General features: G+C 52.4%; 19 protein-coding genes and 2 riboswitches. All 19 genes read right to left on the bottom strand.

The window, feature by feature from the left end; all coding sequences use genetic code 11:
• Positions 1 to 28: 28 nt before the first annotated feature.
• Positions 29 to 859 (bottom strand): ABC transporter permease, encoded by an 831-nt coding sequence (locus tag M2298_RS19550; RefSeq protein ID WP_063229593.1) that lies wholly within the window; start codon positions 857 to 859, stop codon positions 29 to 31.
• Positions 859 to 1,815, bottom strand: coding sequence for an ABC transporter permease (locus tag M2298_RS19545; RefSeq protein ID WP_063229594.1), 957 nt, complete (start codon positions 1,813 to 1,815; stop codon positions 859 to 861). Before M2298_RS19545 ends, M2298_RS19550 begins: the two co-directional genes overlap by 1 nt.
• A 43-nt stretch (positions 1,816 to 1,858) precedes the next feature.
• The gene (locus tag M2298_RS19540) at positions 1,859 to 3,421 is read right to left on the bottom strand and encodes an ABC transporter substrate-binding protein (RefSeq protein WP_173599434.1); all 1,563 of its coding nucleotides are present in this window, start codon (positions 3,419 to 3,421) and stop codon (positions 1,859 to 1,861) included.
• A gap of 112 nt (positions 3,422 to 3,533) precedes the next feature.
• Positions 3,534 to 4,010, bottom strand: coding sequence for an Lrp/AsnC family transcriptional regulator (locus tag M2298_RS19535; protein WP_063229596.1), 477 nt, complete (start codon positions 4,008 to 4,010; stop codon positions 3,534 to 3,536).
• Positions 4,011 to 4,265: 255 nt separating this feature from the next.
• On the bottom strand, positions 4,266 to 4,736 hold the full coding sequence (locus M2298_RS19530) for a nucleoside deaminase (RefSeq protein ID WP_063229597.1): 471 nt from the start codon (positions 4,734 to 4,736) through the stop codon (positions 4,266 to 4,268).
• A 143-nt stretch (positions 4,737 to 4,879) separates the two neighbouring features.
• Positions 4,880 to 6,769 carry an ABC transporter permease gene (locus M2298_RS19525; protein WP_122965607.1) on the bottom strand — a complete coding sequence of 630 codons (1,890 nt, stop codon included), beginning with the start codon at positions 6,767 to 6,769 and terminating at the stop codon, positions 4,880 to 4,882.
• Positions 6,744 to 7,514 carry an ABC transporter ATP-binding protein gene (locus M2298_RS19520; protein WP_122965608.1) on the bottom strand — a complete coding sequence of 257 codons (771 nt, stop codon included), beginning with the start codon at positions 7,512 to 7,514 and terminating at the stop codon, positions 6,744 to 6,746. The genes M2298_RS19525 and M2298_RS19520 overlap by 26 nt, the downstream gene beginning before the upstream one ends.
• A gap of 69 nt (positions 7,515 to 7,583) precedes the next feature.
• On the bottom strand, positions 7,584 to 8,600 hold the full coding sequence (locus M2298_RS19515; protein ID WP_122965609.1) for a sensor histidine kinase: 1,017 nt from the start codon (positions 8,598 to 8,600) through the stop codon (positions 7,584 to 7,586).
• Positions 8,597 to 9,295 carry a response regulator transcription factor gene (locus tag M2298_RS19510; RefSeq protein ID WP_063229601.1) on the bottom strand — a complete coding sequence of 233 codons (699 nt, stop codon included), beginning with the start codon at positions 9,293 to 9,295 and terminating at the stop codon, positions 8,597 to 8,599. Before M2298_RS19510 ends, M2298_RS19515 begins: the two co-directional genes overlap by 4 nt.
• Before the next feature lie 150 nt (positions 9,296 to 9,445).
• Complete coding sequence (locus M2298_RS19505) at positions 9,446 to 9,961, bottom strand: sigma-70 family RNA polymerase sigma factor (RefSeq protein WP_280648985.1); 516 nt, start codon at positions 9,959 to 9,961, stop codon at positions 9,446 to 9,448.
• Positions 9,962 to 10,370: 409 nt separating this feature from the next.
• Entirely contained in the window at positions 10,371 to 11,666 is a 1,296-nt protein-coding gene (purB, locus tag M2298_RS19500) for an adenylosuccinate lyase (protein WP_063229604.1), read from the bottom strand.
• Between the two features lie 2 nt (positions 11,667 to 11,668).
• Complete coding sequence (purK, locus tag M2298_RS19495; RefSeq protein WP_122965611.1) at positions 11,669 to 12,826, bottom strand: 5-(carboxyamino)imidazole ribonucleotide synthase; 1,158 nt, start codon at positions 12,824 to 12,826, stop codon at positions 11,669 to 11,671.
• Positions 12,823 to 13,311 carry a 5-(carboxyamino)imidazole ribonucleotide mutase gene (purE, locus tag M2298_RS19490; protein ID WP_173597812.1) on the bottom strand — a complete coding sequence of 163 codons (489 nt, stop codon included), beginning with the start codon at positions 13,309 to 13,311 and terminating at the stop codon, positions 12,823 to 12,825. Before purE ends, purK begins: the two co-directional genes overlap by 4 nt.
• 181 nt (positions 13,312 to 13,492) lie before the next feature.
• Positions 13,493 to 15,040 carry a M1 family metallopeptidase gene (locus M2298_RS19485; protein ID WP_280648984.1) on the bottom strand — a complete coding sequence of 516 codons (1,548 nt, stop codon included), beginning with the start codon at positions 15,038 to 15,040 and terminating at the stop codon, positions 13,493 to 13,495.
• Between the two features lie 19 nt (positions 15,041 to 15,059).
• Entirely contained in the window at positions 15,060 to 16,520 is a 1,461-nt protein-coding gene (locus M2298_RS19480; RefSeq protein WP_280648983.1) for a M1 family metallopeptidase, read from the bottom strand.
• Positions 16,521 to 16,619: 99 nt separating this feature from the next.
• Positions 16,620 to 17,915: a histidine--tRNA ligase gene (locus tag M2298_RS19475; RefSeq protein WP_280648982.1), complete on the bottom strand. Its 1,296-nt coding sequence runs from the start codon at positions 17,913 to 17,915 to the stop codon at positions 16,620 to 16,622.
• A 284-nt stretch (positions 17,916 to 18,199) separates the two neighbouring features.
• Entirely contained in the window at positions 18,200 to 19,576 is a 1,377-nt protein-coding gene (locus M2298_RS19470; protein WP_063229610.1) for an NCS2 family permease, read from the bottom strand.
• Between the two features lie 120 nt (positions 19,577 to 19,696).
• Positions 19,697 to 19,798, bottom strand: a riboswitch (purine riboswitch).
• 89 nt (positions 19,799 to 19,887) lie between these two features.
• On the bottom strand, positions 19,888 to 21,426 hold the full coding sequence (gene guaA / locus M2298_RS19465; RefSeq protein WP_122965627.1) for a glutamine-hydrolyzing GMP synthase: 1,539 nt from the start codon (positions 21,424 to 21,426) through the stop codon (positions 19,888 to 19,890).
• A 232-nt stretch (positions 21,427 to 21,658) separates the two neighbouring features.
• Positions 21,659 to 21,761, bottom strand: a riboswitch (purine riboswitch).
• Positions 21,762 to 21,781: 20 nt separating this feature from the next.
• Complete coding sequence (locus M2298_RS19460; protein WP_173597808.1) at positions 21,782 to 24,016, bottom strand: transglutaminase TgpA family protein; 2,235 nt, start codon at positions 24,014 to 24,016, stop codon at positions 21,782 to 21,784.
• Positions 24,017 to 24,018 lie beyond the last annotated feature (2 nt).

Here is a 24,018-nt window from a genome sequence, read left to right as displayed (position 1 = left end):
ACTCCTTTTCCCTGCGTAGGGCTTTTGATTATTTACGTGAGCGCGGGTCCAGCACCTGCTGCAATCCATCTCCCAGCAAGTTGAAGCCCAGCACGACTAAAAAGATCGCGATGCCCGGATAAAACGTCGCGTACGGTGCGACAGACATCAATGTTTGCGCCTGGTTCAGCATGCTGCCCCACGACGGCGTCGGCGGCTGCACACCCAATCCCAGATAGGAAAGCGAAGCCTCGGCGATAATGCCTGATGCCATGGCGAGCGTCGCCTGAATCACAATCGGGTTGAGCGCATTGGGCAGGATATGGCGGAAAATGATGCGCGCATCTTTTACCCCGACCGAACGCGCCGCTTGAATATATTCCATGTTGCGCAAAGACAGAACCTGACCTCGGGTAATCCGGATGAAGGCAGGCGCAAAGCCGATGCCGATCGCAAGCATGGCGTTGCCAAAACCGGAACCAAGCACCGCCGAGATCGCGAGCGCCAAAATCAAAAACGGAAAAGCCTGCATCGCATCGACGCTCCGCATGACTACCCACTCATCCCAAAAGCCTCGGTAATATCCTGACAGCAAACCGATCGGCACGCCGATCAGCATGGCAATTCCAACAGATATCAGCGCAGCCTGGATGGAAATTCGCGCACCGTAGACGACGCGGGAGAAAATATCCCGACCGAGGTCGTCTGTCCCAAACAAATGCTCACCGTCCGGCTGCATCATCACTTTGTTGTAATCTTGTGCATTCGGGTCAAAAGGAGCGATCTGTGGTGCGAAGATGGCTACCAGAATGAGCACAAGAATAATGACTGCTCCGATGACGCCAAGACCATTTCGGAGGAATTTGCGTGCGGTTTTCATCACTCACCCGCTCCTTTCCCAGCTTTGATGCGCGGATCGATCACCGCGTACAACATATCGACAGCCAGGTTGACCATGACTACCAGCACCGCAGAGACGAGAATCGCTCCTTGTACCGTCACATAGTCCCGCTTGAACACGGATTCGACGATCAGACGGCCGAAGCCGGGAATGGAAAAGATCGACTCGGTAATGACCAATCCGCCCAAAAGCCCCGCGATCATCAATCCGGAAGTCGTGACCACTGGCACCATGGCGTTGCGCAGCGCATGGCCCAAAATCGTCCGTGCTTCATTCAAGCCTTTTGCTTTTGCCGTCCGAATGAAGTCCATGCTGACCACATCGAGCAAGGAAGAGCGCAGCATCCGCATCAGGACCGCAGACTCCCTCAGCCCTGTCGCCAAACAGGGAAGAATCATCGCCAGCAAATTTTGCGTCGGATTTTCCAGAAACGGAACATAGCCGGAGGCAGGCAGCCACTGGTTGTTGACCGCAAAAAAGATAATCATCATCATTGCCAGCCAAAAGCTCGGGATGCTCATTCCGCCCAGCGCGGTAAAGGTGCTCGTGTAATCAACCCACGTCCCGCGGCGCACAGCCGCCAGAATCCCGGCCGGAAACGCAATCAGGATGGCGACGAGAAACGTTCCGATCGTCAGCTCCACTGTTGCGGGCAGCCTTTGCATTATTAGTTCAGAGACCGGCACCCGGTCCGTAATCGAGATTCCCAAATCGCCCTGCAGCACTTTTCCCAGCCAGGAAAAATATTGCACTACGATCGGCTGGTCCAAACCCAGCTCTGTTCGCAGTGCCTGATAGGCTTCCGGTGTCGCTTCCTGTCCTAAAATGACCCGGGCGGGATCGCCCGGGATCATGTGGATCAAAGAAAAAGTCATAATGGACACCAGCAGGAGAATCGGGATTGTCAGCAGCAGACGCCTGACCACGAACATCATGGCAATTCCTCCTTGCTCTTGCCTTTATAGTGTTTCGCTTGCCTTATTGCTTGTCCAAAGTCGCGGTACGGATCAAGCCATCCGGTACATAGTTGAAGCCCGTTACTTTTTTGTTCATGCCAATCAATACGTATTGGTGGTACAAGTACACGTACCCCGCTTCATCCTGCAACAGTTTCGCTGCTTCATCGTACAAGGCTTTGCGCTTCGCTTCGTCCATTTCCCCGCGTGCCGCTACAACCAGCTCGTCCAGCTTCGGAATGGAAATGCGGCCGTTGTTGTTGGAAGTGCCGGTTACGACGAAGTCATGCAAGTTTTGGTCAGGGTCCTGACGACCGGACCAGCCCAGTTGCAAAGCGTCAAATTCGCCTTTGTCGCCTGTTTCAATCAGCTGTCCGTACTCCAGCTTCTCCAGTGTCATGTTGATGTTGTACTGCTTCAGCATGCTTTGCAGCACAGCTCCCAGCTGCTCGTTTTCCGGAGAAGTCGCGATATACAGTTTGAAGTCAAATCCGCCTGGCTTGCCGCCTTTTTCCAGCAAGTCCTTGATTTCATCCGCATTTGGCGCTGTTGGTGTGTTCAACTGTTCGTTGTAAGCCAGATTTCCTTTGGTAAACGCTGTACGCGCAGGCGCCGCATAGCCGTTGTACAGTACCTTCACGACCGCTTCCCGCTCAATGGCGCGGTCTACAGCCTGACGCAAAAACTTGTTGTCAAACGGCGGGCGGGAGTTGTTCAAGTAAATTCCTTGGAAGCCCATTCCCGACTCGGCGATCAGTTGCAGATTCGTATCGCCTTTCACGACAGGGATTTCTTTCACAGGCGTATCATCGATGATGTCCAGCGTGCCGGAGCGCAAGTTTTGCACCTTGGCTGTGCCGTTCGTGAACACTTTGTAGTTCACTTCGTCGACTTTTACCGCGCCGTTCCAGTAGTTCTCGTTTTTCTTCAGCGTCACGTGGTCGCCTTTTACCTGTTCAACAAAAGTGAACGGCCCGGTTCCGACTGGATGGTTGAGATATTGTTCGCCATGCTCCTTGACTGCTTTCGGCGAGACGATGATGCCGGAACGGTCAGTCAACACGGAGAGGAACGGAGCAAACGGCTCTTTCAATTGAATTTTCACCGTGCTTTTATCGACAACCGACACGGATTCAACGAATTTCAGCTCCCCTTTGCGGCGGGATTTTTCTCCGCTGATGTTGCGATCGAAGTTGAATTTGACGGCATCCGCATCAAAATCCGTACCGTCGTGGAACTTCACGCCTTGCTTGAGCTTGAGTGTATAAGTCTTGCCATCCGGCGTGACTTCGTACGATTCAGCCAGCATCGGCACAATCTTGCCTTGCGCATCGATATCGAACAGCTTGTCGTAAAGACTCGCGTATACTTGGCGATCATAAAGCGATGTGGAGATGCTCGGGTCCATCGATGGCGGATCTGCCTTCAGCCCGATATTGATTACTTTTTTGCCAGCAGCAGGTGCTGTTGCTGTTTTTCCGCTATCAGCCGTTCCTGCTCCGCTTCCTCCTCCACAGCCTGTTACCAATAAAACCGTCCCCAGCACGGCACCGAGCATCGCTTTGCTCATTTTGGTCGAAAACATAAGATGACCCCTTCTCTCTTTTTTTCTGTGATAAACATGACGACTTTTTCAAGACAATCCCAGCGGCTCATTCGTCCGATGGCATTCCCCCTTCCAAGGTTCCCGCTTTGTTTTAGCGGACGAAGTTGTACTTGGATTTCAAAATTTTCAGCTCATTGATGACGTTTGTCCGCAAAATTCCCGGGACTTTGTACAGCTTTTTCATCAAAAATTCCGACAATTCTTCGTAGCTTCTTACCAAGACCTGCGTGAACAGCTGATAGTCACCGGAGGTCAATACGATCAGACGAATTTCCACCATCTCGTTCAGCGCGGCGACGACTTCGTCGAGCTTTTCCGCTTCGACCGCTACTTGAATGATCGCCTGAACATGCAGGCCTGCCTTGACTGGATTGACGATGCCAACCAGACTCAACGTTCCTTCGTCTTGCAGCTGCTGCACGCGCATGCGAATCGTTTTTTCGGTCACCCCGAGATCTTTGGCGATTTGGGTAAAAGGCAGGCGAGCATTTTCTTGCAGAGCGCGGATGATCCCATAATCTGTATCGTCAAGCTCCGGGTACAGGGAACGCCGGAATTTCTCCTCCATATAACCACTCCTTTATTCGTCTTACTTATCCATTTTTTAACCTTATAGCGGTTGTAAATTAAAAATTACAGTCGAATTACGTAACGATTGTTGTTACTATAATACGAATTACGGCACGATGCAACCCTTTATTCAGAAAATTTCTTTTTGAAAGCATTTTCATTTTTTTATTTTCCTTTATCATATTTCGCGTATTCATAAACAAAAAAACAGCCACTCCCCGTAGGAAATGGCTGAACGACCAGCACCACCCGTTCAATATTCAATCCGCTTTTCCGATTGCTCCCAAGCCAGAAACGGACCTTGCCGATTCTCCAGCTCCATCTGGCGAAAAGGAATGCTTCTGCGCTCATGCGGCAACATGATTTGCTCATAAATGAACTGATCATCGAATCCGACACGCGCTGCGTCTTCTTTTGTGCAAGCGTAGTACACGGCCCGCGGACGCGCCCAGTAAATCGCGCCCAAACACATCGGACACGGCTCGCAGCTCGTGTACAGCTCGCAGTCGTCCAACTGGAAAGTCCCCAGTTTCTGACACGCCTCGCGAATCGCCTGGACCTCCGCATGCGCGGTAGGATCGTTCGTCGCCGTCACTTCATTGCGGCCCCGCCCGACAATTTGCCCGTCCTTCACGACTATCGCGCCAAAAGGCCCGCCACGGCTGGCTGTTACATTATCCAACGCCAGATTGACGGCATGCTCCATCCATGTTTCCTGTTCCATGCCTTTCCCTCCTCGCTTTGCGCTCCTTCTATATCCTATGCCAGTTTGTGTACTTGCATTAGCCAAACTCGCTCATCGCTTTGCCGACTTATTCAGACGCGCAAAAAAGGCGCCCGCTCCCGGACACCTTTTGCACACTAGCACTATATTCGGTTCATCGACCGCTTCAAATGGAACAAGTACCGATTGCGGATGACCCAAAAGTAAATCGCCTGAACGATGACGAAGCTGCACAACACGATGGCAGTCGGCTTGACGACGGAGGCGATGAGCATGATTTTGAGCAGGCTCTGCAACGAAACAAACGCCACGATGCTATGGATGATCGCAACCAGTATCGGTACGAAAAACAACAGCGCGATCTGCGTCGTGACAATTCTCGTCAACTCCGCATCCGTCAGCCCGATCTTGGCAATCGCTCCATAATGCCGCTTGTCATTTTCTAAGTCCGTGTACAGCCGGAAATACAAAAAGCTCGCTGCTGCTACGAAAAACAGAACCCCTACAAACAGCCCAATGAACAGCCCGGTGTTTGCCATCTGTTTCATCTGATGATAGAGGGGAGCACGGGCGGCAAAGGAATGTATATCGTTCCGATGCTCGATTTCATCAGTCAGCTTGAGACTGATGTCCTGCGTGTCTTTCCACCGCGGCACATCATAGGCAAAACGCTGTTCTTCCCGCAAATTGGTCAGTTGATCGTACACCTTGTTCGGCACGACGGCCAGACGCTCAAAATCGATGCCGCTGATCAGCGGGTTCATTTTCGTATCCGTTTTGACGATCAGCTCCTGGTTGCCCACGCGCAACGTCTTTTGCTTCACAGCGTCATCAAACCACAAGAGCAGCAAAAACACTTCGTTGTCGGCCATTTTCAGCTCGCGCGAATTGGCGGCCACGGCGATGCGGTTGTAATCGGACAGTTTTACGACCCCGATTCTCTCCATATTCGGAGCCTCGGGCAGCACACGCATGGACACCTGATATTTTTCAAAAGAAAAGCCGCCTTGCTGCAAGCTGTTTTCAATCAACTGCAAATGCGCGTCCTTGTCAGGATTGCCTGCTTTGCTCTGGTATTCAAACGCAAACGGATTCGTCTTCACGACTGTCTCCTGGATCGAACCTGCCAAGGCAGCCAACGTCCCAATCGCACAAAAGGCGACCGTCGAAACGATACAGACCAGGAAAAACATTCTCGCGTTGTCTTTCATCCGGTACGCCAGGTCAGATAGCGTCAGGAGATTCGTGCGCCGCCAGTAAATCGCTCGACGCTTCTTCAAATATTCAATCAGGATCACGCTCAGCTGTGTAAACAGCAAGTACGTTCCTACCACTGTCAAAGCGGTCACCGGCAACACAAGCGCCACCACGTAGATGCCGTCTGCTGTCAGGGCAAGCCAATAGCTCATTCCGAGCAAGGCAACCGCTACGAGCGACAGCACGATCGACGCGCTAGGCTCCCGCTTGGGACGGCGGCTCCCCTGCAACAGTTCAAGCAGGCTGCGGCTTCTGAGCAACAGCACAGTAAACAGTGAGATCGCCGCGAACAAAATAAGAAACGCCACCACTGTCAGCCCTATCGCTTTCCAGGGCAGATAAAAACCCAATGCCTTCACATCGAGCAGAAAGCCCGCAAACTGGAAAAACAGCTTGGCCAGCACCATCCCAAGACCGATCCCAAACGCGATGGAGACGACCCCGATCAGCATGTTTTCCATGCAGATGAGCACATTGCGCTGCATCGGAGTCATGCCGTGCATGAACAAAATCCCAAATTCCTTTTCCCGCTTTTTCAAAAACGCTCCCACGCAGTAGAAGAGGAAAAAGAACGAAAACAGAAAGATGACGTATTCCGCTACGATCATCCCGGTCGCTACTGATTCATGAATCTCCTCGCCGACAATTCCCGGATGGAAAATGAACATGGCGTAGACGAAAAAGATCATGACAGAGAACACGCTGCTCATGAAAAAGGCAGCATAAGTACGTTTATTGCGCAAAACATTATTACACGCGAATTGTCGAAAGGTCATAGGTGTTCCCTCCCAAAAACGATAGCGCGTCAATAATCTTTTGGAAAAACGCCTGACGGTTCTCTCCCCGGTACATTTCGTTATGCAACTGCCCGTCTTTGATAAAAATGACCCGATGACAGTAGCTGGCTGCCAGGGCATCGTGCGTCACCATCATCATCGTCGTATTGTCCGCTTTATTGATCGCTTCCAAAGTCTCCATGACATTTCGCGAAGACTTGGAATCGAGGTTTCCCGTAGGCTCGTCGGCCAAAAGCAGCGAAGGGGAATGGATGATAGCGCGAGCGATGGCGGTCTTTTGACGCTGCCCGCCGGATACCTCGTATGTACGCTTATCCAAAATGTCCAAAATTCCCAGCTTCGTAGCCACATTTTGCAGCTTTTCTTCCATCGTCTGAACTTTGACGTTTTCCAGCGTAAGCGGCAAAACGATATTTTCACCAATCGTCAGGGTATCGAGCAAATTGAAATCCTGGAACACAAAGCCCAACTCGCGGCGACGGAAGAGCGCCAGCTTGTCTTTTTTCAACAAGTGCGGATTCGTTCCATTCAAGAGAACAGCCCCCGATGTAGGAGAGTCAATCGTGGAGATCATATTTAAAAGCGTCGTTTTCCCGCTGCCGGATGGACCCATGATACCGACAAATTCTCCTTTGCGAATCGAAAAATCGATATCGGTCAACGCGCGGTATGTCACTTTGCCTCCGTATATTTTACTCAGACTGTTCACCGCAAGCATTTCCATGCGTCTTTCCCCTTTCCTCTGACATCCCACTTTTCACTATACGAGGGCGCACGTTTTTCAACTATCGATTTAACTTTCATCATCCTTACGTTCTTGTAAGGTTGGCACCACCGCAGACAGGACAAGGCGGACTGTCGTGCCCTCGCCCACTTCGGAGTCCATTTCCACGCCATGGTGCAGCCGTCCGCAAATTTCCTTGACTAAGTACAGGCCCATCCCGGTCGATTCAGGATACTTGCGGCCATTTTCCCCGGTAAAATACGGCTTGAACACCCGTCTGATATCCTCGGCTGGTATGCCGATCCCGTAGTCTTGCACTTCCAGGACGACATGCTGCCCGCGTTCGTACGCTCGGATCGTCACCTTGTTGCTTTTCCCTGCCGAATAGCGAACCGCGTTGGTCAAAAGCTGGTTCAACACAAACGAAAGCCATTTGTCGTCGGATTCCACTCGCCAGTTCTCTTCTATTTTCAGCTCCGGATACACTTGATTGCGGATAAACAACCGCTTGTTTTCCGCCAGCACGTTTTGCGTCAATGTGCGAATCGCCACAGGCTCGATCAAAAAGTCCTGTTCAAAGCGGTCCAGCCGCGCTATGTACAGCACTGTTTCCAAGCCGCGCTTGATCCGGTCGATTTCTTCACGCACGCTCTCCGATTTCGGATCATCTTCATTTTGCAGCAGCAAATGGATGACGGAGATCGGCGTTTTCATCTGGTGCACCCATTGCTGGATAAACGTCGTGTAATCGCGCTGCTTGTTCTCGTACGCATGCAGCTGCTCCTTGTACAGCCGATACTGCTCCAGGCTTTTCTCGTCCAAGGCGCGGCAAAGCGCTGCGTTTCCGTACGTCTGCGTCAGCTCCTCCAACGTTTCTACCGGCTTGCTCAAGCGCTGGTAAATCAACCGATGGGTCAAATAACGCACGACCAGAAAAGCTCCGGCAAAAAACACGGACAAAAACATCACGTAAATAACCAAGGATTCGTTCCAGTAGCCGTCCATGGCGAAAATCAAAATCAGCAAAAACAGCTGAACGAGAAAAAAGGCGGCAAAGGCCCATTGATCCCTGAGGAACAGCTTCATTGCCCATCCTCCCAGGTCGCTCGCAGACGATAGCCCGAACCGCGCACAGTCTCGACGGCTCCTTCCAGCCCGATGTCTTTCAGCTTTCCGCGCACACGCGTGATGTACACGTTCAACGTGTTTTCATCGACGAATTGCTCGTCCCACAGCTTTTCCAACAGGCGCTCCCTGCTCACGACGCGCGGGTATTGATTCATCAACGCTTCCAGCAGCAGCGCCTCTTTTTTGCTCAGCTCGATCTTCGTATCGTTCATCGAAAGCTCCATCCGCTCCAAAAACAGCTTCAGTCCCGCAACCTCTACCGTGCGTTCCCCTTCCTGCGGCGCGTATTGCCCGTATGCGCGGCGCAGCTGGCTGCGAATTTTCGCCAGCACCACATCGTAGTCGAACGGCTTGGTAATGTAGTCGTCTGCGCCATTTTCCAGCGCCATGACCTGATCCATCTTGCTCTCCCGCGCGGAAATAAACAAAATCGGGCAGTTGGACTCCTGCCGCATCTGTCTGCACCAGTAAAAGCCGTCAAACTTGGGCAAGTTCACATCCAGCAGTACCAGATCGGGCCGCCTGTCTATGAACACATCCATGACGCGGTCAAAATGCTCGACGTTGACCGTTTGAAATCCGTATTTTTCCAGCTGTTCTTGCAAAAGCTGGTTGATCTTCGGGTCGTCTTCCACAATCATGATTGTCGACATCAGCTTATACTCCTCTCATCGCGAATCTCCTAATTCTTCCTCTCTCTACTATACCACTAGAAAACTCGGCAACGCCAACTGCGCCAAGCTGTCCGAATCACGCCACGCCCGTTTTCGTCCAACAAAAAAAGGCGGTATTGTCATCCGCCTTCAAGCTTTTGCATCCATAATTTGCTGAAGTTTTTTGATCCCGCGAAAATGCAGGATTTTGACTGAAGCCTCTGTCTTGCCCAAAATCTCGGCAATCTCGTTCATGCGCAAATCAGCGAGATAGCGCAAAGAAATCACGTTGCGTTGATCTGTCGTCAAGGTGTGTACCTTTTGCCACAGTCCCTCCGTCGTTTCTTGCGTCAGCAGGCACTCCTCCGGCAGCTTGTCAGTCGCGGCCATTGTGCTGAAAGTGTCCTGATCAACCGGGCATTCCCGTTTTTTGCGCATGTGGTCAATCAGGGCATTATGCGCGATGCGGAAAATCCATGCCCCAAAAGGATGGCGGCCATCGTATTGATCCAGCTTCGAGTATACTTTGATGAACACAGTCGTTGTCAGGTCTTCCACGTCCCAGATGTTCTTTACGCGGTAGCGGAAATAGCGGTATATTTTGGCGGAATAATCTTCGTAAATTTGTCTTTGGTTTGGTTTCGCATAAATGAGTGCAGTAGTCATAATCGATCTCCCATTTCGTGATCCGTATGAGTTGATCTCATTGTAAAACGGATCAGAGGCAGGAACCATCGAGTTATATTTCAAGAAGCTTACACTTTTGTAAGGTACTTATAGCTTGCTTGTAAGCTCTCGCACTTATAGGTACGAGAGCCCCACTCGTTTGGTTACAGCCTGAGCCAACTTGCAAAATAATTTTCGGTAACAGGGAAGTAAGCTTTGGCGAAACGGACGAACTCCACTCTGTCCCACACTCGCTTTTTTCCGCTCAGCGTTTTACATCAAAATATATATTTTCCAATATATTGAAAAATCCTCCTCATACATGATTTCCACGTAAAAAGGGATGTTCTTCCGCAAAAAAAACGCCCCCGAATCACTCGGGAGCGTTCCTTACAAGCATATTCAAACCTTACAGCAAGCCAAGACGCTGGAAAATCGTATCCACATGCTTCAAATGGTAGCGATAGTCGAAGCATTCATCCAGCTCTTCTTTGGTCAGTGTGGAGCTGACCGTTGCGTCTTCTTCCACGATGGCGCGGAAAGAACGCTGTTCTTCCCAGGCTTGCATCGCGCGCGGCTGCACCGTATCGTACGCTTGCTCGCGGCTCATGCCTTTTTCGATCAGCTTGAGCATGACTTGCTGGGAGTAGATCAATCCGAATGTGCGATCCATGTTGCGCTTCATGTTCTCCGGGAATACCGTCAAGTTTTTCACGATGTTCATGAAACGGCGCAGCATGTAGTTCAGCGCTTGGGTCGCGTCTGGCAAAATCACGCGCTCTGCGGAAGAGTGGGAAATATCCCGCTCATGCCAGAGCGACACGTTTTCGTAAGAAGTGAGCATGTGACCGCGGATGACGCGCGCAAGACCGCAAATGTTTTCGCTGCCGATCGGGTTGCGCTTGTGCGGCATGGCGGAAGAGCCTTTTTGACCTTTGGCAAACGCTTCTTCCACTTCGCGCATTTCGCTCTTTTGCAGACCGCGGATCTCTGTTGCGAACTTCTCCAGCGAAGTTGCGATCAGAGCCAATGTCGCCATGTACTCGGCATGACGGTCGCGCTGCAATGTTTGGGTGGAAATCGGAGCCGGAGACAGACCGAGCTTTTCGCAGACGTATGCTTCCACGAACGGGTCGATGTTCGCATACGTGCCTACTGCGCCGGAAATTTTGCCGTACGCCACTTCTTTTCTCGCCGCCTGGAAACGCGCCAGGTTGCGCTTCATTTCTTCATGCCACAGCGCCAGCTTCAAGCCGAAAGTGGTAGGCTCGGCGTGCACGCCATGCGTTCTGCCCATGCAAACCGTGTCTTTGTGCTCGCGAGCTTTGTCAGCCAAAATCGCAATGAAGTCTTCGATATCTTTTTCCAAAATTTCGTTCGCCTGACGCAGCAAGTAGGACAGCGCCGTGTCCACCACGTCAGTAGAGGTCAAGCCGTAGTGTACCCACTTCTTCTCTTCGCCCAATGTTTCCGAAACCGCACGGGTAAACGCCACTACGTCATGGCGTGTCTCTTCCTCGATCTCATAGATGCGGTTAATGTCAAAGCTGGCCTTGTCCCACAGCTTTTTCACGTCCTCTTCCGGGATGATTCCCAGCTTGGACCAAGCTTCACATGCGAGAATTTCTACTTCCAGCCAAGCCTTGAACTTGTTTTCTTCCGTCCAAATGGCGCGCATTTCCGGGCGAGAATAACGTTCGATCATGATTATACCTCCGATGGATTCGTCCAGATTTTCAACTCATCAATGTGGGTGAGCGCTTCTTCCACAGTGGGGGCGAGCACGTTGATATGCCCCATTTTCCGCTTCGCCTTGCTCTCGGCTTTTCCGTACAGATGCAGCTTGGCCGTGCGCGGCAGCTTGTCGATTTGATCGATGACAGGCTGAAGATGCTCTCCCAAAATATTAACCATCACGACGGGAGAGAGCAACTCTGTCGAGCCTAACGGCAAGTTGCAAACAGCCCGGACGTGTTGTTCAAATTGCGAAGTCACACAAGCATCCATCGTGTAATGGCCGGAATTGTGCGGGCGCGGCGCCAGTTCATTGACGTACAGTTGCCCGTCTGTGGTCAAAAACATTTCCACAGCGATCAGCCCGACTACATCAAGCTTCTCGACAATCGTGCGGGCGATTTCTTCTGCGCGTGCTTTTACTTCCGGTGCGACACGCGCCGGCACGATGCTCAGATGCAAGATGTTTTCCTGATGAATATTTTCCGACGTCGGGAATACGGCCAACTCTCCGTCTGGATTTCGCGCTGCAATGACCGACAACTCCATCTGAAAAGGCACGAACTGTTCCACGATCAGCTCTGTTCCTGCCTTGGAGAGTGTCTCGTACGCCTCCGCAAGCTCGTCCTCGCTGCGCAAGACCCACTGGCCTTTGCCGTCATAGCCCCCGGTCGCTGTCTTCATGACCGCAGGCAACCCCAGTTCGGCTACGGCTCCCTGCAAATCTTGCAAACTGCCGACTACGCGAAAAGGTGCGACCGGAATGCCGATTTCGCGAATCGCCGTCTTTTCGGAAATTCGGTTTTGTGTGATGCGCAAAAGGCGGCTGCCCTGCGGCACGTACGCATGGCTTTCCAACACCTCTGCTACTTGTGCATCCACATTTTCAAATTCGTAGGAAATCACGTCGCTGACAGAAGCAAGCTGCATCGCCGCTTCCACGTCATCGTAGCTGGCGACAATTTGCCGATCCGCCGTTTGTCCGCACGGAGCGTCGACGGTCGGGTCCATCGTCACAAAGCGATAACCCATAGCTCGTCCAGCGAGAGCGATCATTCGGCCGAGCTGTCCGCCGCCGAGTATTCCGAGAGTCGATCCTGGTTTGATTTGCTTGCTCTGTTTGGTCGTCATTCCAGTTCGCCAGCCTCCAACACTTTATTGCGCACTTCATCACGTCTTGCCACAAAGCGCTCTTGCACCTCAGGGTATTTGATCCCCAAAATCTGCGCAGCGAGCAGCCCTGCATTGATCGCGCCCGCTTTGCCGATTGCGACTGTGGCGACTGGCACGCCGCCTGGCATTTGCACGATGGACAAAAGCGAATCCAGTCCGTTCAGATTGGAAGACTTCACAGGTACTCCGATTACTGGCAGTTCAGTCTTGGCAGCCACCATGCCTGGCAAATGGGCTGCGCCACCCGCTCCTGCGATGATAACTTCCAGCCCGCGGCTTTTTGCACTCTCGGCATACGAAAACATCAAGTCAGGCGTTCTGTGTGCAGAGACGACCTTCTTTTCGTACGGAACCTGCAATTCATCGAGAATTGCGCATGCTTCCTTCATCGTTTCCCAGTCTGACGTACTGCCCATAATGACGCCTACCAACGGCTGTAGCATGAACCATTCGCCCCCTACGTTTTGTATCATCAGAAGAAAACCCAACCGACTAACGGCTTTTTGCGCCGTACTCATCGCCTGGGCTATTCGTACTCGTTTGCTATCAACATACACAGTGTAGCAGGGAGAAAGTTTGCCTGTCAACCACGCTTCCGAACATTTTAAATTGGGTTCGATTCCATCATTCGTGTTTAACCTTTTCCAACCAGCCGTTCGCTGCTTCCGCAAGCTCCAGCTTGAGATGAAGCCAGTAATCAAAAAACGGTGTGGCATCCGCTCCGCTTGCCGCCGATACCAGTTCCTTGATCGCTGCTCCATTCGCAAGCCCGTACTGGTGCTCACTCACGTACTGGCGCAATAGCTGATTCAGCCGTTCGGCTCCCCAAGCATCCCGCAAAGTCCACCACATGACGCCTGAGCGTCCGTAGACCAGCTCATTGTAGCTTTTCCAGTCCGGGAAGGCCGCCACACTCGTCTCGGCGTCAATTCCTTGCTTCGCATACGCTTCCGCCGCTCGCGACTGGCCTTGCCTCATCCGCATGTACGCCTGCGCCCGTTTGGCATCTTTTTCCTGCAAAAACACCATCGTGGCGTAGTCGGTCAAGCTTTCATCGAGCCACGCCTCCCGCACTTCATCGTTGCCGACGATGCCGTAAAACCATTGATGGGCGGTTTCGTGCGCAACCACAGCCGCTCCCATGCTATTCGCTGTGTTGAAAAATTCCTCTTCAATAAAGACGAGACTCGGATACTCCATTCCCCCGAAAAAGCCGCCCGTCTTGACGACATCGTATTCCTTGTAGGGGTACGTGCCAAACTGTTTTCCATAGTAGTCGAGCGATTCCATCGCCGTCTGGTGCAAGCTGTTCACGACTGCCGCATCATCGCCTTGCTGCGACCAGGTCCGAACGACAGTTTCCCCCACCTTGCCGGACATCGCCTGATACGTGTCATCCATCACGACCATGGCAAAATCACGAACGTTCCAGGCATCCAGCTCGTATATACTTTGGCGCTGCGGCCTTGTTTGCGTGACGACAGCGACACTTTCCAGCCCCGTCGTAGCAAGCTGATACCCTTCCGGCAAATGAACGCGCAGATGATAGTTCGCCACCTCGCTGTAAAACGGGTCGCCGATCGCTGTGTACGGATCGAGTCGCCAGCCGCCGCTGTCCTTGACGGCGAGAATCGGCAGCCAATTGCCGAGCCACATGGCATGATCGTGGTAAGACAGCCGCCCGTTGTTATACGGCACTTGCAGGCGGAAGCTCATCTCCACAACCGTTTCGGCTTTTGCCTTGTTCGGCGGAAGCTGTGGGAGCGGCACGCGCAAAAGCGTGTTCGTTTTTCCTTCATAGCGAACATCAGCTTGGCGTCCGTTTACTTTGACAGCCGAGATCGCAATGCCGCCCGGCTCTCTTTGTTTGCCCAGCACTTGCTCCCAGTTTTCTGAGCGAAGATCCGCCTCTGTAGCGAAAGCATTCGGATACAGATGGAAAAAGGCTTTGTCATCCTGTGGTACAAAGCGGGTCGTCAACGTTCCTTTTACGACTCGCTCGTTCATATCCAGCCACACCTCTGCGCTGTACGTGACAGCTGCCGGCTTCTGCTCCGGGTTGGCGATCACCGCCACATCTGCCCCGGCTTGTCCCGCCCACGGGCTGCTCCACAAGCACACTGCCAGAGCAATCCCTACTACCATGCCGACCACCCAATGCTTGCGCCACATGGCACTCCCCTGCCTTCGCTTACTTTTGCTGCTTTTCGCGTTGTCGTTCCAGCCAGGCCGCTGCCTGTTCCTGCTGGGACATGTCCAGATTCATCCAATAGTCCAAAAATGCGCTCGCGTCCTCGCCAGCCGCTTTTGTCAAAAACGCCTTCCATTGCTCGCCGCTGACAAGCTGGTAACGGTAAGTCGCCACATACTGTCTCAAAACATCATACAGCCGCTCTTCTCCCCAAGCTCCCCGCAACAGCCACAGCATGGAGGTTGTCCTGGAGTAAACGAGATCGCTATAGTATTGATTGGCAGGAAACTCGGTGAGAGCCTGCCACGGCCGCTGATGCTCTTTTACGTAAAGCGGCACAAACGTCCCGTTGGCAAGCCGCCTGCGCACGCGCTCAGCACCGTGTAGCGGATACTGTTCCGTCAGGAAGGCGATCGTTGCATATTCAGTAAAGCCTTCGTCCAGCCATGCCTCGCGAAGCTGATCGTTGCCGACCAATCCGTAAAACCATTGGTGGGCCGTCTCATGCACCACCGTATCAATCGCGTACTCTGCATTCGCCAGAAAATGCCGCCCGTCCAGAAACACCAAAGCCGGGTACTCCATCCCGTTGATCGCCCCGCCTGTCCGAATCACATCGTACTCCGTGTACGGATATGCCCCCAAGTTTTGATGAAAATACGCCAGTGACGAAACAGCCGCCTGATGGTTTTGCTTGGCTTGCTGCACGTCATCCCCTTGGCGCCACCAAGTGCGAACTACTGTATCTCCTGCTTTGCTCTCTGTGCTCTGGTAGCTCGCATCCATGACAACAAGGGCGAAATCGCGCACATCTTTTACGCGCAGCCGTGCCGTTTTTTCTCCTTTTGACGGCGCAGTCACCTCTGCTGCTTTATCGGGTGCCGTGCTCGCCCACTGATAGCCCGCTGGAAAAGTGACGTTGACCTCGTAATCTGCGACCTCGCTGTAAAAGGGATCGCCTACAGGCTCGTACGCATCGAGACGCCACCCGCCCTGATCGTACACGGCGAGAATCGGCAGCCAGTTGCCCAGCCAGATCGCGTGCTCATCGTATGACATCCTCCCGTCGTTGTGAGGAAGCTTCATCGCAAAATCCAGCTCGATTTTGTGCGGGCCTGTCTCGCTTATCGGTTTTCCTTCTGCTGCAAGCGGTATCTCCAAAATATGCCCAGTCTTTTTGCCCGCAACCGCTTTTCCGTCGACTGTGAGCTTGTTACTATCATACGTGCCAAGTCCAGGTTCCTTGCCTAAAAGTTCCTCCCATAGCATTCCATCTTGTCGTTTCGTAAATACGTCCGGATAAAGATGAAGGTAGGCATGTTTCGGGTCTTTCGGCCAAAAGGTGATGGCTATGCTTCCGCTCACTTCTTTTTTCACTGGATCAATGTGGACATTCGCCTGATACAACGGCTTTTGCAAAAGCGGCTCCTCGCTTGCCTTAGCTGGCCATCCCAAGTTCATCACCAAGCAACTGCATCCTAGCCAAAAGGCCCATTTTCGCATGCCTTCGCCCCCTTTTTTCTTTATCGTAACGAAAGTGGCAAAAAAAGGCTATCTCCTTTACAGTCTACTGGACAACCAGCTTGAAACAGAATCGAGTGCTATTGCCTCTTCACTGCCCTGCCGCATGTCCCGCACGATCACCTGTCCGCTGTTCACTTCATTTTCGCCGTAAATCAGCGCGTAGGCTATCCCTTCCTTGTTTGCGTAGTCCAGCGCTTTCTTCAGCTTCCTGCCCGCAAGCTCCAGCTCGACCCGGAGACCGCTCGCACGCAGGCGATTCGCCAGCCCAAGGCTAAGCGTCTCGGTGCCGAGCGGGATGACCAAAACGTCAGCGGCTGCCCGCTCGCTTGCCTCCCGCATGGAGAGCGCCGCCAGAATCACATCAAGCCCAAACGAGATGCCCACCGCCGGATATGCTCGCCCATCGCCTAAAAACCGCCCAATAATCTCATCGAACCTGCCGCCACTCCCGATGCTTGAGGCAATGCTTCGATCCTGCAAAAAAATCTCGTAAACTGTGCCCGTGTAAATCCCCAAACCGCGGGCCAAAAACGGCGAAAAGCGCACCTCGCCAGAGACGCCTGCTCCTTGCAAGTAGTCAAACAGCTCTTGCAGCTCCTGTACGCCCTGCTGGAAAGTATCAGAGGAAAACTGCTTCGCCAAAGCGTCCAAAGTCAGCGCACCCTTTTGCAAAAAAGCCGTGATCGCTGCAACAAGCGGCTCCTCCACCTGGCGCTCCCGCAAATCGTCGCGTACCCCTTCCACGCCGATTTTCTCCAGCTTGTCGAGCGACAGCATCACATCTCCCGCCCGTTCTGCCGGTACCCCCAGCTCCTGCAACACGCCCGACAACAGCTTGCGATTGTTTACCTCGATGTACACGTCCAGCCCAAGCTTGGCGAATGCCGCAAACGCCATGCTGATCAGCTCTGCCTCGGCAAGCATCGAGGACGTACCGACGATATCGACGTCGCACTGGATAAACTCCCGCAGCCGTCCAGTCTTCACCGGACCGTCGCGAAACACTTTGCCGATCTCATAGCGCTTGAAGGGCAATCTCATCTCCGGGTTCATCCCGACGACTTTTGCCAAAGGAACCGTCAAATCGTAGCGCAAGGCGAGTTCCCGCTCCCCTTGGTCACTCAGCCGATAAACTTCTTTCAAAATCTCGTCCCCGCCGCCGTATTTGGATGCGAGCAGCTCATAGTATTGCAATGTCGGAGTCTCCAGCGGCTTGCAGCCGTACGCCTCGAACACCGCCTCCAGCGTGCGCCGTATCCAGTTGCGCTGCGCCTGCTCTTTTGGCAAAAAGTCTTTTGTTCCTTTCACGCTTTTCAAAACGCTGTTTTCCATGTCCCTCATCCTTTCTGTTTTCGAACCAACAAAAATAGCCATGCGAGGCAACTTCATGCCCGCATGGCTACAAAAAAATCACCACCGCAGGCACAAAGCACAAGAAGCGCTTGCACCTGCGGAAACATTTCCGAAGATACAAACGCTCTAGCCGTGGTGATGCTGTTGAAGGAACGATATTTGGCTAAACATGACAGAGGTCCCTCCACATCAAAAGATTTTTCCTATCATAGCGCAAAAAAAGCTCCCCGTCCAGTAGACGAGAAGCCATTTTCCAAAATATCCTATTCGCGCAACCAGATGAAGTAGGCCAGGAACACGAAGAACAGAACGTACATCGCCGGATGCACTTCACGCCCTTTGCCTTTCAGCAACTTCATCACTGGATAAACGATGAAGCCAGTCGCAATCCCTGTTGCGATACTGTAAGTGAGCGGCATCAACAAGATCGTCAGGAACGCTGGGAACGCTTCGTCCAGATCGTTCCAAGCCACATGGGCGATATGCGAAGCCATCAGCACACCGACGATAATCAGCGCCGGGGCGGTAACAGCCGGGGTCACAATCGCGAGCAGCGGCGAGAAGAACAGAGCCAACAAGAACAGCACACCTGTAACGATAGCAGTAAAACCGGAACGGCCGCCTGCTGCTACCCCTGCCGTGGACTCGACATAAGCAGTAGTCGTCGAAGTACCGAGTACCGCACCCGCCATACCGGCAATCGCATCAGAAGCGAGCGCTTTGCCAGGACGCGGCAAGTTTCCGTCTTCTTTCAACAATCCAGCTTGGCTGGCTACGCCGAGCAAAGTACCTGTTGCATCGAAGAAGTCAACGAACAAGAACGTAAGTACAACGATCAGCATGTTCACTGTAAACAAAGCAGATGGATCACCGAGGTATTGGAACGCCGCACCGAATGTCGGCGCCAGGCTCGGCGGTGCAGATACAACCTGCTCTGGCAGGCTGACCAGACCGAAGATCATCCCGACTACAGCTGTGACCACCATCCCGATGAAAATACCGGAGTTCACTTTTCGCGAAAGCAGAACGACCGTAACAATCAGACCGAAGATTGCCAGCAAGGCATTTTTCGCAGCCAATACGTCTTCTGGCTTCATTCCTTCATGGTAAAAGGTCAGATGACCCAAAGCGACAAACGTCGCGTCATTTGCAACCACAATGCCTGCGTTTTTCAAACCGATAAATGCGATAAACAGCCCAATCCCCGCAGAAACCGCATATTTCAACCCTTTTGGAATCGCTTTGATGATCGCTTCCCGAACGCCAGTCAAGGACAGAATCAAAAAGATCGTACAAGAGACAAATACCCCAGCCAATGCTTGCTGCCAAGGAATGTGCATCGTCAACACGACGGTGTAAGTAAAGAACGCATTCAGTCCCATCCCTGGTGCTTGCCCGATCGGCAAACGTCCAAGAATCCCCATGAGCAGCGTTCCGATCGCTGCTGCCAGAGCTGTCGCCGTGAATACAGCGCCGAACTCAGGGTAGTTTGCTTTCAGATCCGGCGGCAAGTCTGCACCGCTGAGAATGAACGGATTGACAGCCAGAATGTACGCCATGGCCAAAAAAGTAGTGATGCCCGCGATTGTTTCGCGGCGGTAATTGGTGCCCAGTTTGTCAAACTCAAAGTACTTCCGCACCGTAAGTCCCCCCATGCTTATGGTAGTGGCAATGAAAAAAGGCCCGGACGCTATTAGTATGCGCCTGGCCTCTTCACAAAACACTCCGGGAACAATTTCAAAAATAATAACAAACTCGCATCCCGTCGACATTTTGTTCGTAGCCAGGTCGTTAATGGCGACCCCGTAGAAACTCTTGAGCCATATTCTCAAGAATATACGAACCTTCCTATATTACCTGTTCACATTGAGAAGTGTATCAGGTGACATATCGAATGTCAACGAAAATACGAACGTTCATTTTTGAAATAAGGTGAACATCCGGATTTATTTTATTCCCACTCAATCGTTGCTGGTGGTTTGGAAGTGACATCGTACACGATGCGGTTTACGTTGTCGACTTCATTGACGATCCGCGTGGAGATTTTCTCCAGAACATCCCACGGAATGCGTGCCCAGTCAGCTGTCATGCCGTCGATGGAAGTAACGGCACGAATGCCTACTGTGTAGGAATAGGTGCGTACATCGCCCATTACGCCCACTGTCGTCATGTTCGGCAGAGCTGTGAAGTATTGCCAAATGTCCCGATCCAAACCTGCTTTGGCAATCTCTTCGCGAAGAATCGCGTCGGATTCACGAACGATCTCCAGTTTTTCCTCTGTCACTTCGCCCAAAACGCGAATGCCGAGTCCCGGACCTGGGAACGGTTGACGCCAAACGATTTCATCCGGCAAGCCAAGCTCTGTACCCAATTTGCGAACCTCGTCCTTGAACAATGTTTTCAAAGGCTCGATCAGTTCGAACTTCATGTCTTCCGGCAAGCCGCCCACGTTGTGGTGGGACTTGATCGTTTGCGCTGTCGCCGTTCCGCTTTCCACGATGTCCGTGTACAGTGTACCTTGCGCCAGGAAGTCCATGTCTGTCAGTTTGCCTGCTTCTTCATCGAATACGTAAATGAACTCGTTGCCGATGATTTTGCGCTTTTGCTCAGGGTCGGAAACGCCTTTCAGCTTGCTCAGGAAACGCTCGCGAGCGTCAATCTTGATCACTTTCATGGAGAATTTCTCACCGAATGTCTCCATGACGCTTTCGGCTTCCCCTTTGCGCAGAAGGCCGTGGTCTACGAACATGCAAGTCAATTGATCGCCAATCGCTCTGTGGATCAACGCTGCTACGACGGAAGAGTCAACGCCGCCGCTCAAGGCACACAGAACTTGCTTGTTGCCTACGGTTTCACGAATGCGAACCAGCTCGTCCTCGATGAAAGTCGTCATGCTCCAGGTAGGCTCGCAACCGCAGACGTTAAACAGGAAGTTGCCGATGAACTCGCTTCCTTTTACGGTGTGACGAACTTCTGGGTGGAATTGCACGCCGTACAGCTTGCGCTCAGGGTTGCTGATCGCCGCTACCGGGCAGCTGTCGCTCACAGCATCTACGCTAAAACCAGTCGGCAGCTCTACTACTTTATCGGTGTGGCTCATCCAGACGATTTCATTCGCATCCCATTTTTCGTACAGGCTGTGGGCATTTTGCAAACGCAGCTCCGCTTTTCCGTACTCGCGTTTGCCAGCTCGCTCTACTTTTCCTTCCAGCATGTGGCTCATCAGCTGCATGCCGTAGCAAATACCCAGGATTGGCAAGCCCAGATCAAAAATCGCCGGATCTACTTTAGGCGCTCCCTCTTCGTACACGCTCGCAGGTCCGCCGGAGAAAATAATCCCTTTTGGTTGCATTGCCTTGATTTTTTCTACAGGCGTATTGAACGGCATCAGCTCGCTGTAGACACCGAGATCGCGAACGCGTCGCGCGATCAATTGATTGTACTGGCCTCCGAAATCGAGTACGACGACCATTTCCAATGACTTGTCCATCATATCCCCCTTCTCCTGTTACGCACAGGACGTGAGTGTCGGCTGCAATTTTGCCGACCTCCTCGCTTGATGCATGGTCAAACAGTTTCCGCTTCCCCCGGTTCTGCATCATGCTCACTCGTCTACAAGCCGAATTGTCGCATATTTGCAAAAAAACCGGGACGGTGACTCCGATCTTTCATACGGAGGCAGCGTCCCAGCTTGTGTACACATGTGTGGTTGCATGTACAGAAATCCGAAGTGCTCTCCTCGTAGTCGCCGAATTTACGGTTCAGCGGTAGAAACTTTCAGGCCGTATTCCTGATCATTATACGAGACTCATTGATCGTCATTCTAGCAGATGGGACGGCTTTGTTCAAGGCTTCAGTTGACGGATCAATCTCTCGATCAGCTGCTCTGCCACGGAACGTGCCTTTTGTTCCAATTCCTTGTAGCCGTAAACGGTTCGCTCGTACATTTCCGTCAAGTAACGCAAGTCTTGCCGCTTGTCGGCTGGAATCGTGATTCTGCCTACATACTCCCGGAGAGTCTCACCCGATTGCCGACGTGAGTAGACACTTTCCATCACGCGAAGCAACCAGTTGAAACGATCCTGGTACTTGTTTCCTTTATGTTGATCAATCTGTCTTCGGAGCCACCATAGTTGAATGTCTTTTCTCCTCCTCCAAGCCATGAAGCCCGCAACGGCTGCCACAACCACCAGCCCCGCATTGACTTGCCACGGAATCGAAAAGCTTTTCCCAGGGACGGCATCTCCCTCTTCCAGCTCATTGAAGCGCCCGTCTCCTCTGTCTGGCGAAGTCTGGTTGCCCAGATCCGGCACAGGGATCGGCAATTGCGGTTGGGAGGTTTGCAAATCGTAGTTGAATCGCACTGGCGAGATAAAGGTGCTGGTCGCTTCAAAAGGAATCCACCCGTGACCCGGGAAGTACACCTCTACCCACGAGTGGGCATCTTTGTTGCGAATTTCCATGATGTCGCGGTTTTGATCGTCGCTGCCTACTCTCTCCCCCGGAGCGAAGCCTTTTACCCAGCGCGTCGGGATGTCCAGAGAGCGCAACATAACCGCCATGGAGGTGGAGAAATGATCGCAGTACCCTCTCATGCTGTCAAAGAGAAAATGGTCGACAAAATCTTGACCCTCCGCAGCTACAGGCACATCTTTCGTTTCATACTTATATTTTCCACTCGATCGCAAGTAATTCTCGATCGCCCGGACTTTTTCGTACGGGGTCTTGGCATTTTGCGTAATCGACTTCGCCAGCTCTTTTACACGCGGCGGCAAAGTTGCCGGAAGCTGCAAGTACCGCTCTTTGATCTCTTCCGGATAGTCGGTTCCCGCTTCGGTCACTGCCTTTTCGCTGACAACCGGAACCTCTGCATTCACCTTGTACTGGTTGAGCTTGAGCAGCAATGTGTTAGGAGCGTATTCCGTTTTGCCATTTTGCGATCTGGGCTGGATCAGGTTGATTTTGCCTGCCCGCACCTCTAGCTGTTGGTTCAACTGATCGTACACGACAGTAGCATTCGGCGGAGCGTAATTGCTCACCTTGTTCAATTGCCCCGGATAAAAGACAGTGGCAAACTGCTGCGGTCCTTTAAATTCCAGCGTTGCTTCTACCTTTTTCATTTCGAACCCGTGGAACAGTTCATTTTTCCACTCGTAGTTTTGCGGGTCGAGAATCGCCGTGTAATCGCGTTCCCCTTTCTCCCAGCCTACACCTGTATACAGGTCTTTGGAGTCGCCGCGCCAATAGCTGCGCTCGTTCGTTGTCGCAATGAACACCAGCGTATTGTCTTGCAGAAAAGGTCCGCCCAACCGCTCGTCGTTGTTGTCGTAACCAACTTTTTTCATGACCGCTGTCGGCGTCTCGTTCCCGTTGCCCATCAGAAAAGCAATCGGATCAGGCCAGCTCGCTGCTTTCTTCGGAGCGGCATAGCCGATGCCTACGCTCACGAGAATGATCAGGAGAGAAGCCATCAGAGAACCGAAGAGAAGTCGGCTCCTTTTTTCTGCCACGGTAGCCATGTTGGTCATCTTCATCAAATGACTGACAGCCAGGAGCAAGAACCCGAAAATGAGCGTCCGCACAATCCCCTCGCTGGCGTCATACGGCAAGAACGTATCAAGGACAGCCAAATACAGCTCTGTCAAAAAGACGAACCATAAGCCTTGCCGCTGCTCCAGTACCAAGTACGTCAGCATCGTGATCAAAACGATCAGCATCAGGTCAAACAAGGCATTTCGCGACAAGATGGACATCGCTGCCCAATCCTGCTGAAAAGCCAACGGGAGGTCATGAACTATCTGCCCGTACAACTCCGCCAGCCAATCCGTCGCAAACAGCGGTGTGTCGAACAAAGAAGCATGCAAAAGCCACAGCAGGCCCAGCATTTTGATCGGTATTGTAATCCAGCGATACGGTATGGCTACGTCGATAATCAGCACTCCGGCCACGATCGCATAAAAAGGCCAAAGGATGCCTGTATCTGTCAGCTCCTGCAAAGGCAATAGCCACTCTCTTAGCATCAGGAACAGAAAAAGGGCCGAGACCCATTGCCATACCGTTGGACGTTTCCACACGCTCATGA

Origin of the sequence: Brevibacillus sp. 1238 (genome assembly GCF_029892995.1) — a bacterium.
GTDB classification, from domain to species: domain Bacteria; phylum Bacillota; class Bacilli; order Brevibacillales; family Brevibacillaceae; genus Brevibacillus; species Brevibacillus parabrevis.
This window is presented reverse-complemented; position numbering and strand designations above follow the sequence as displayed.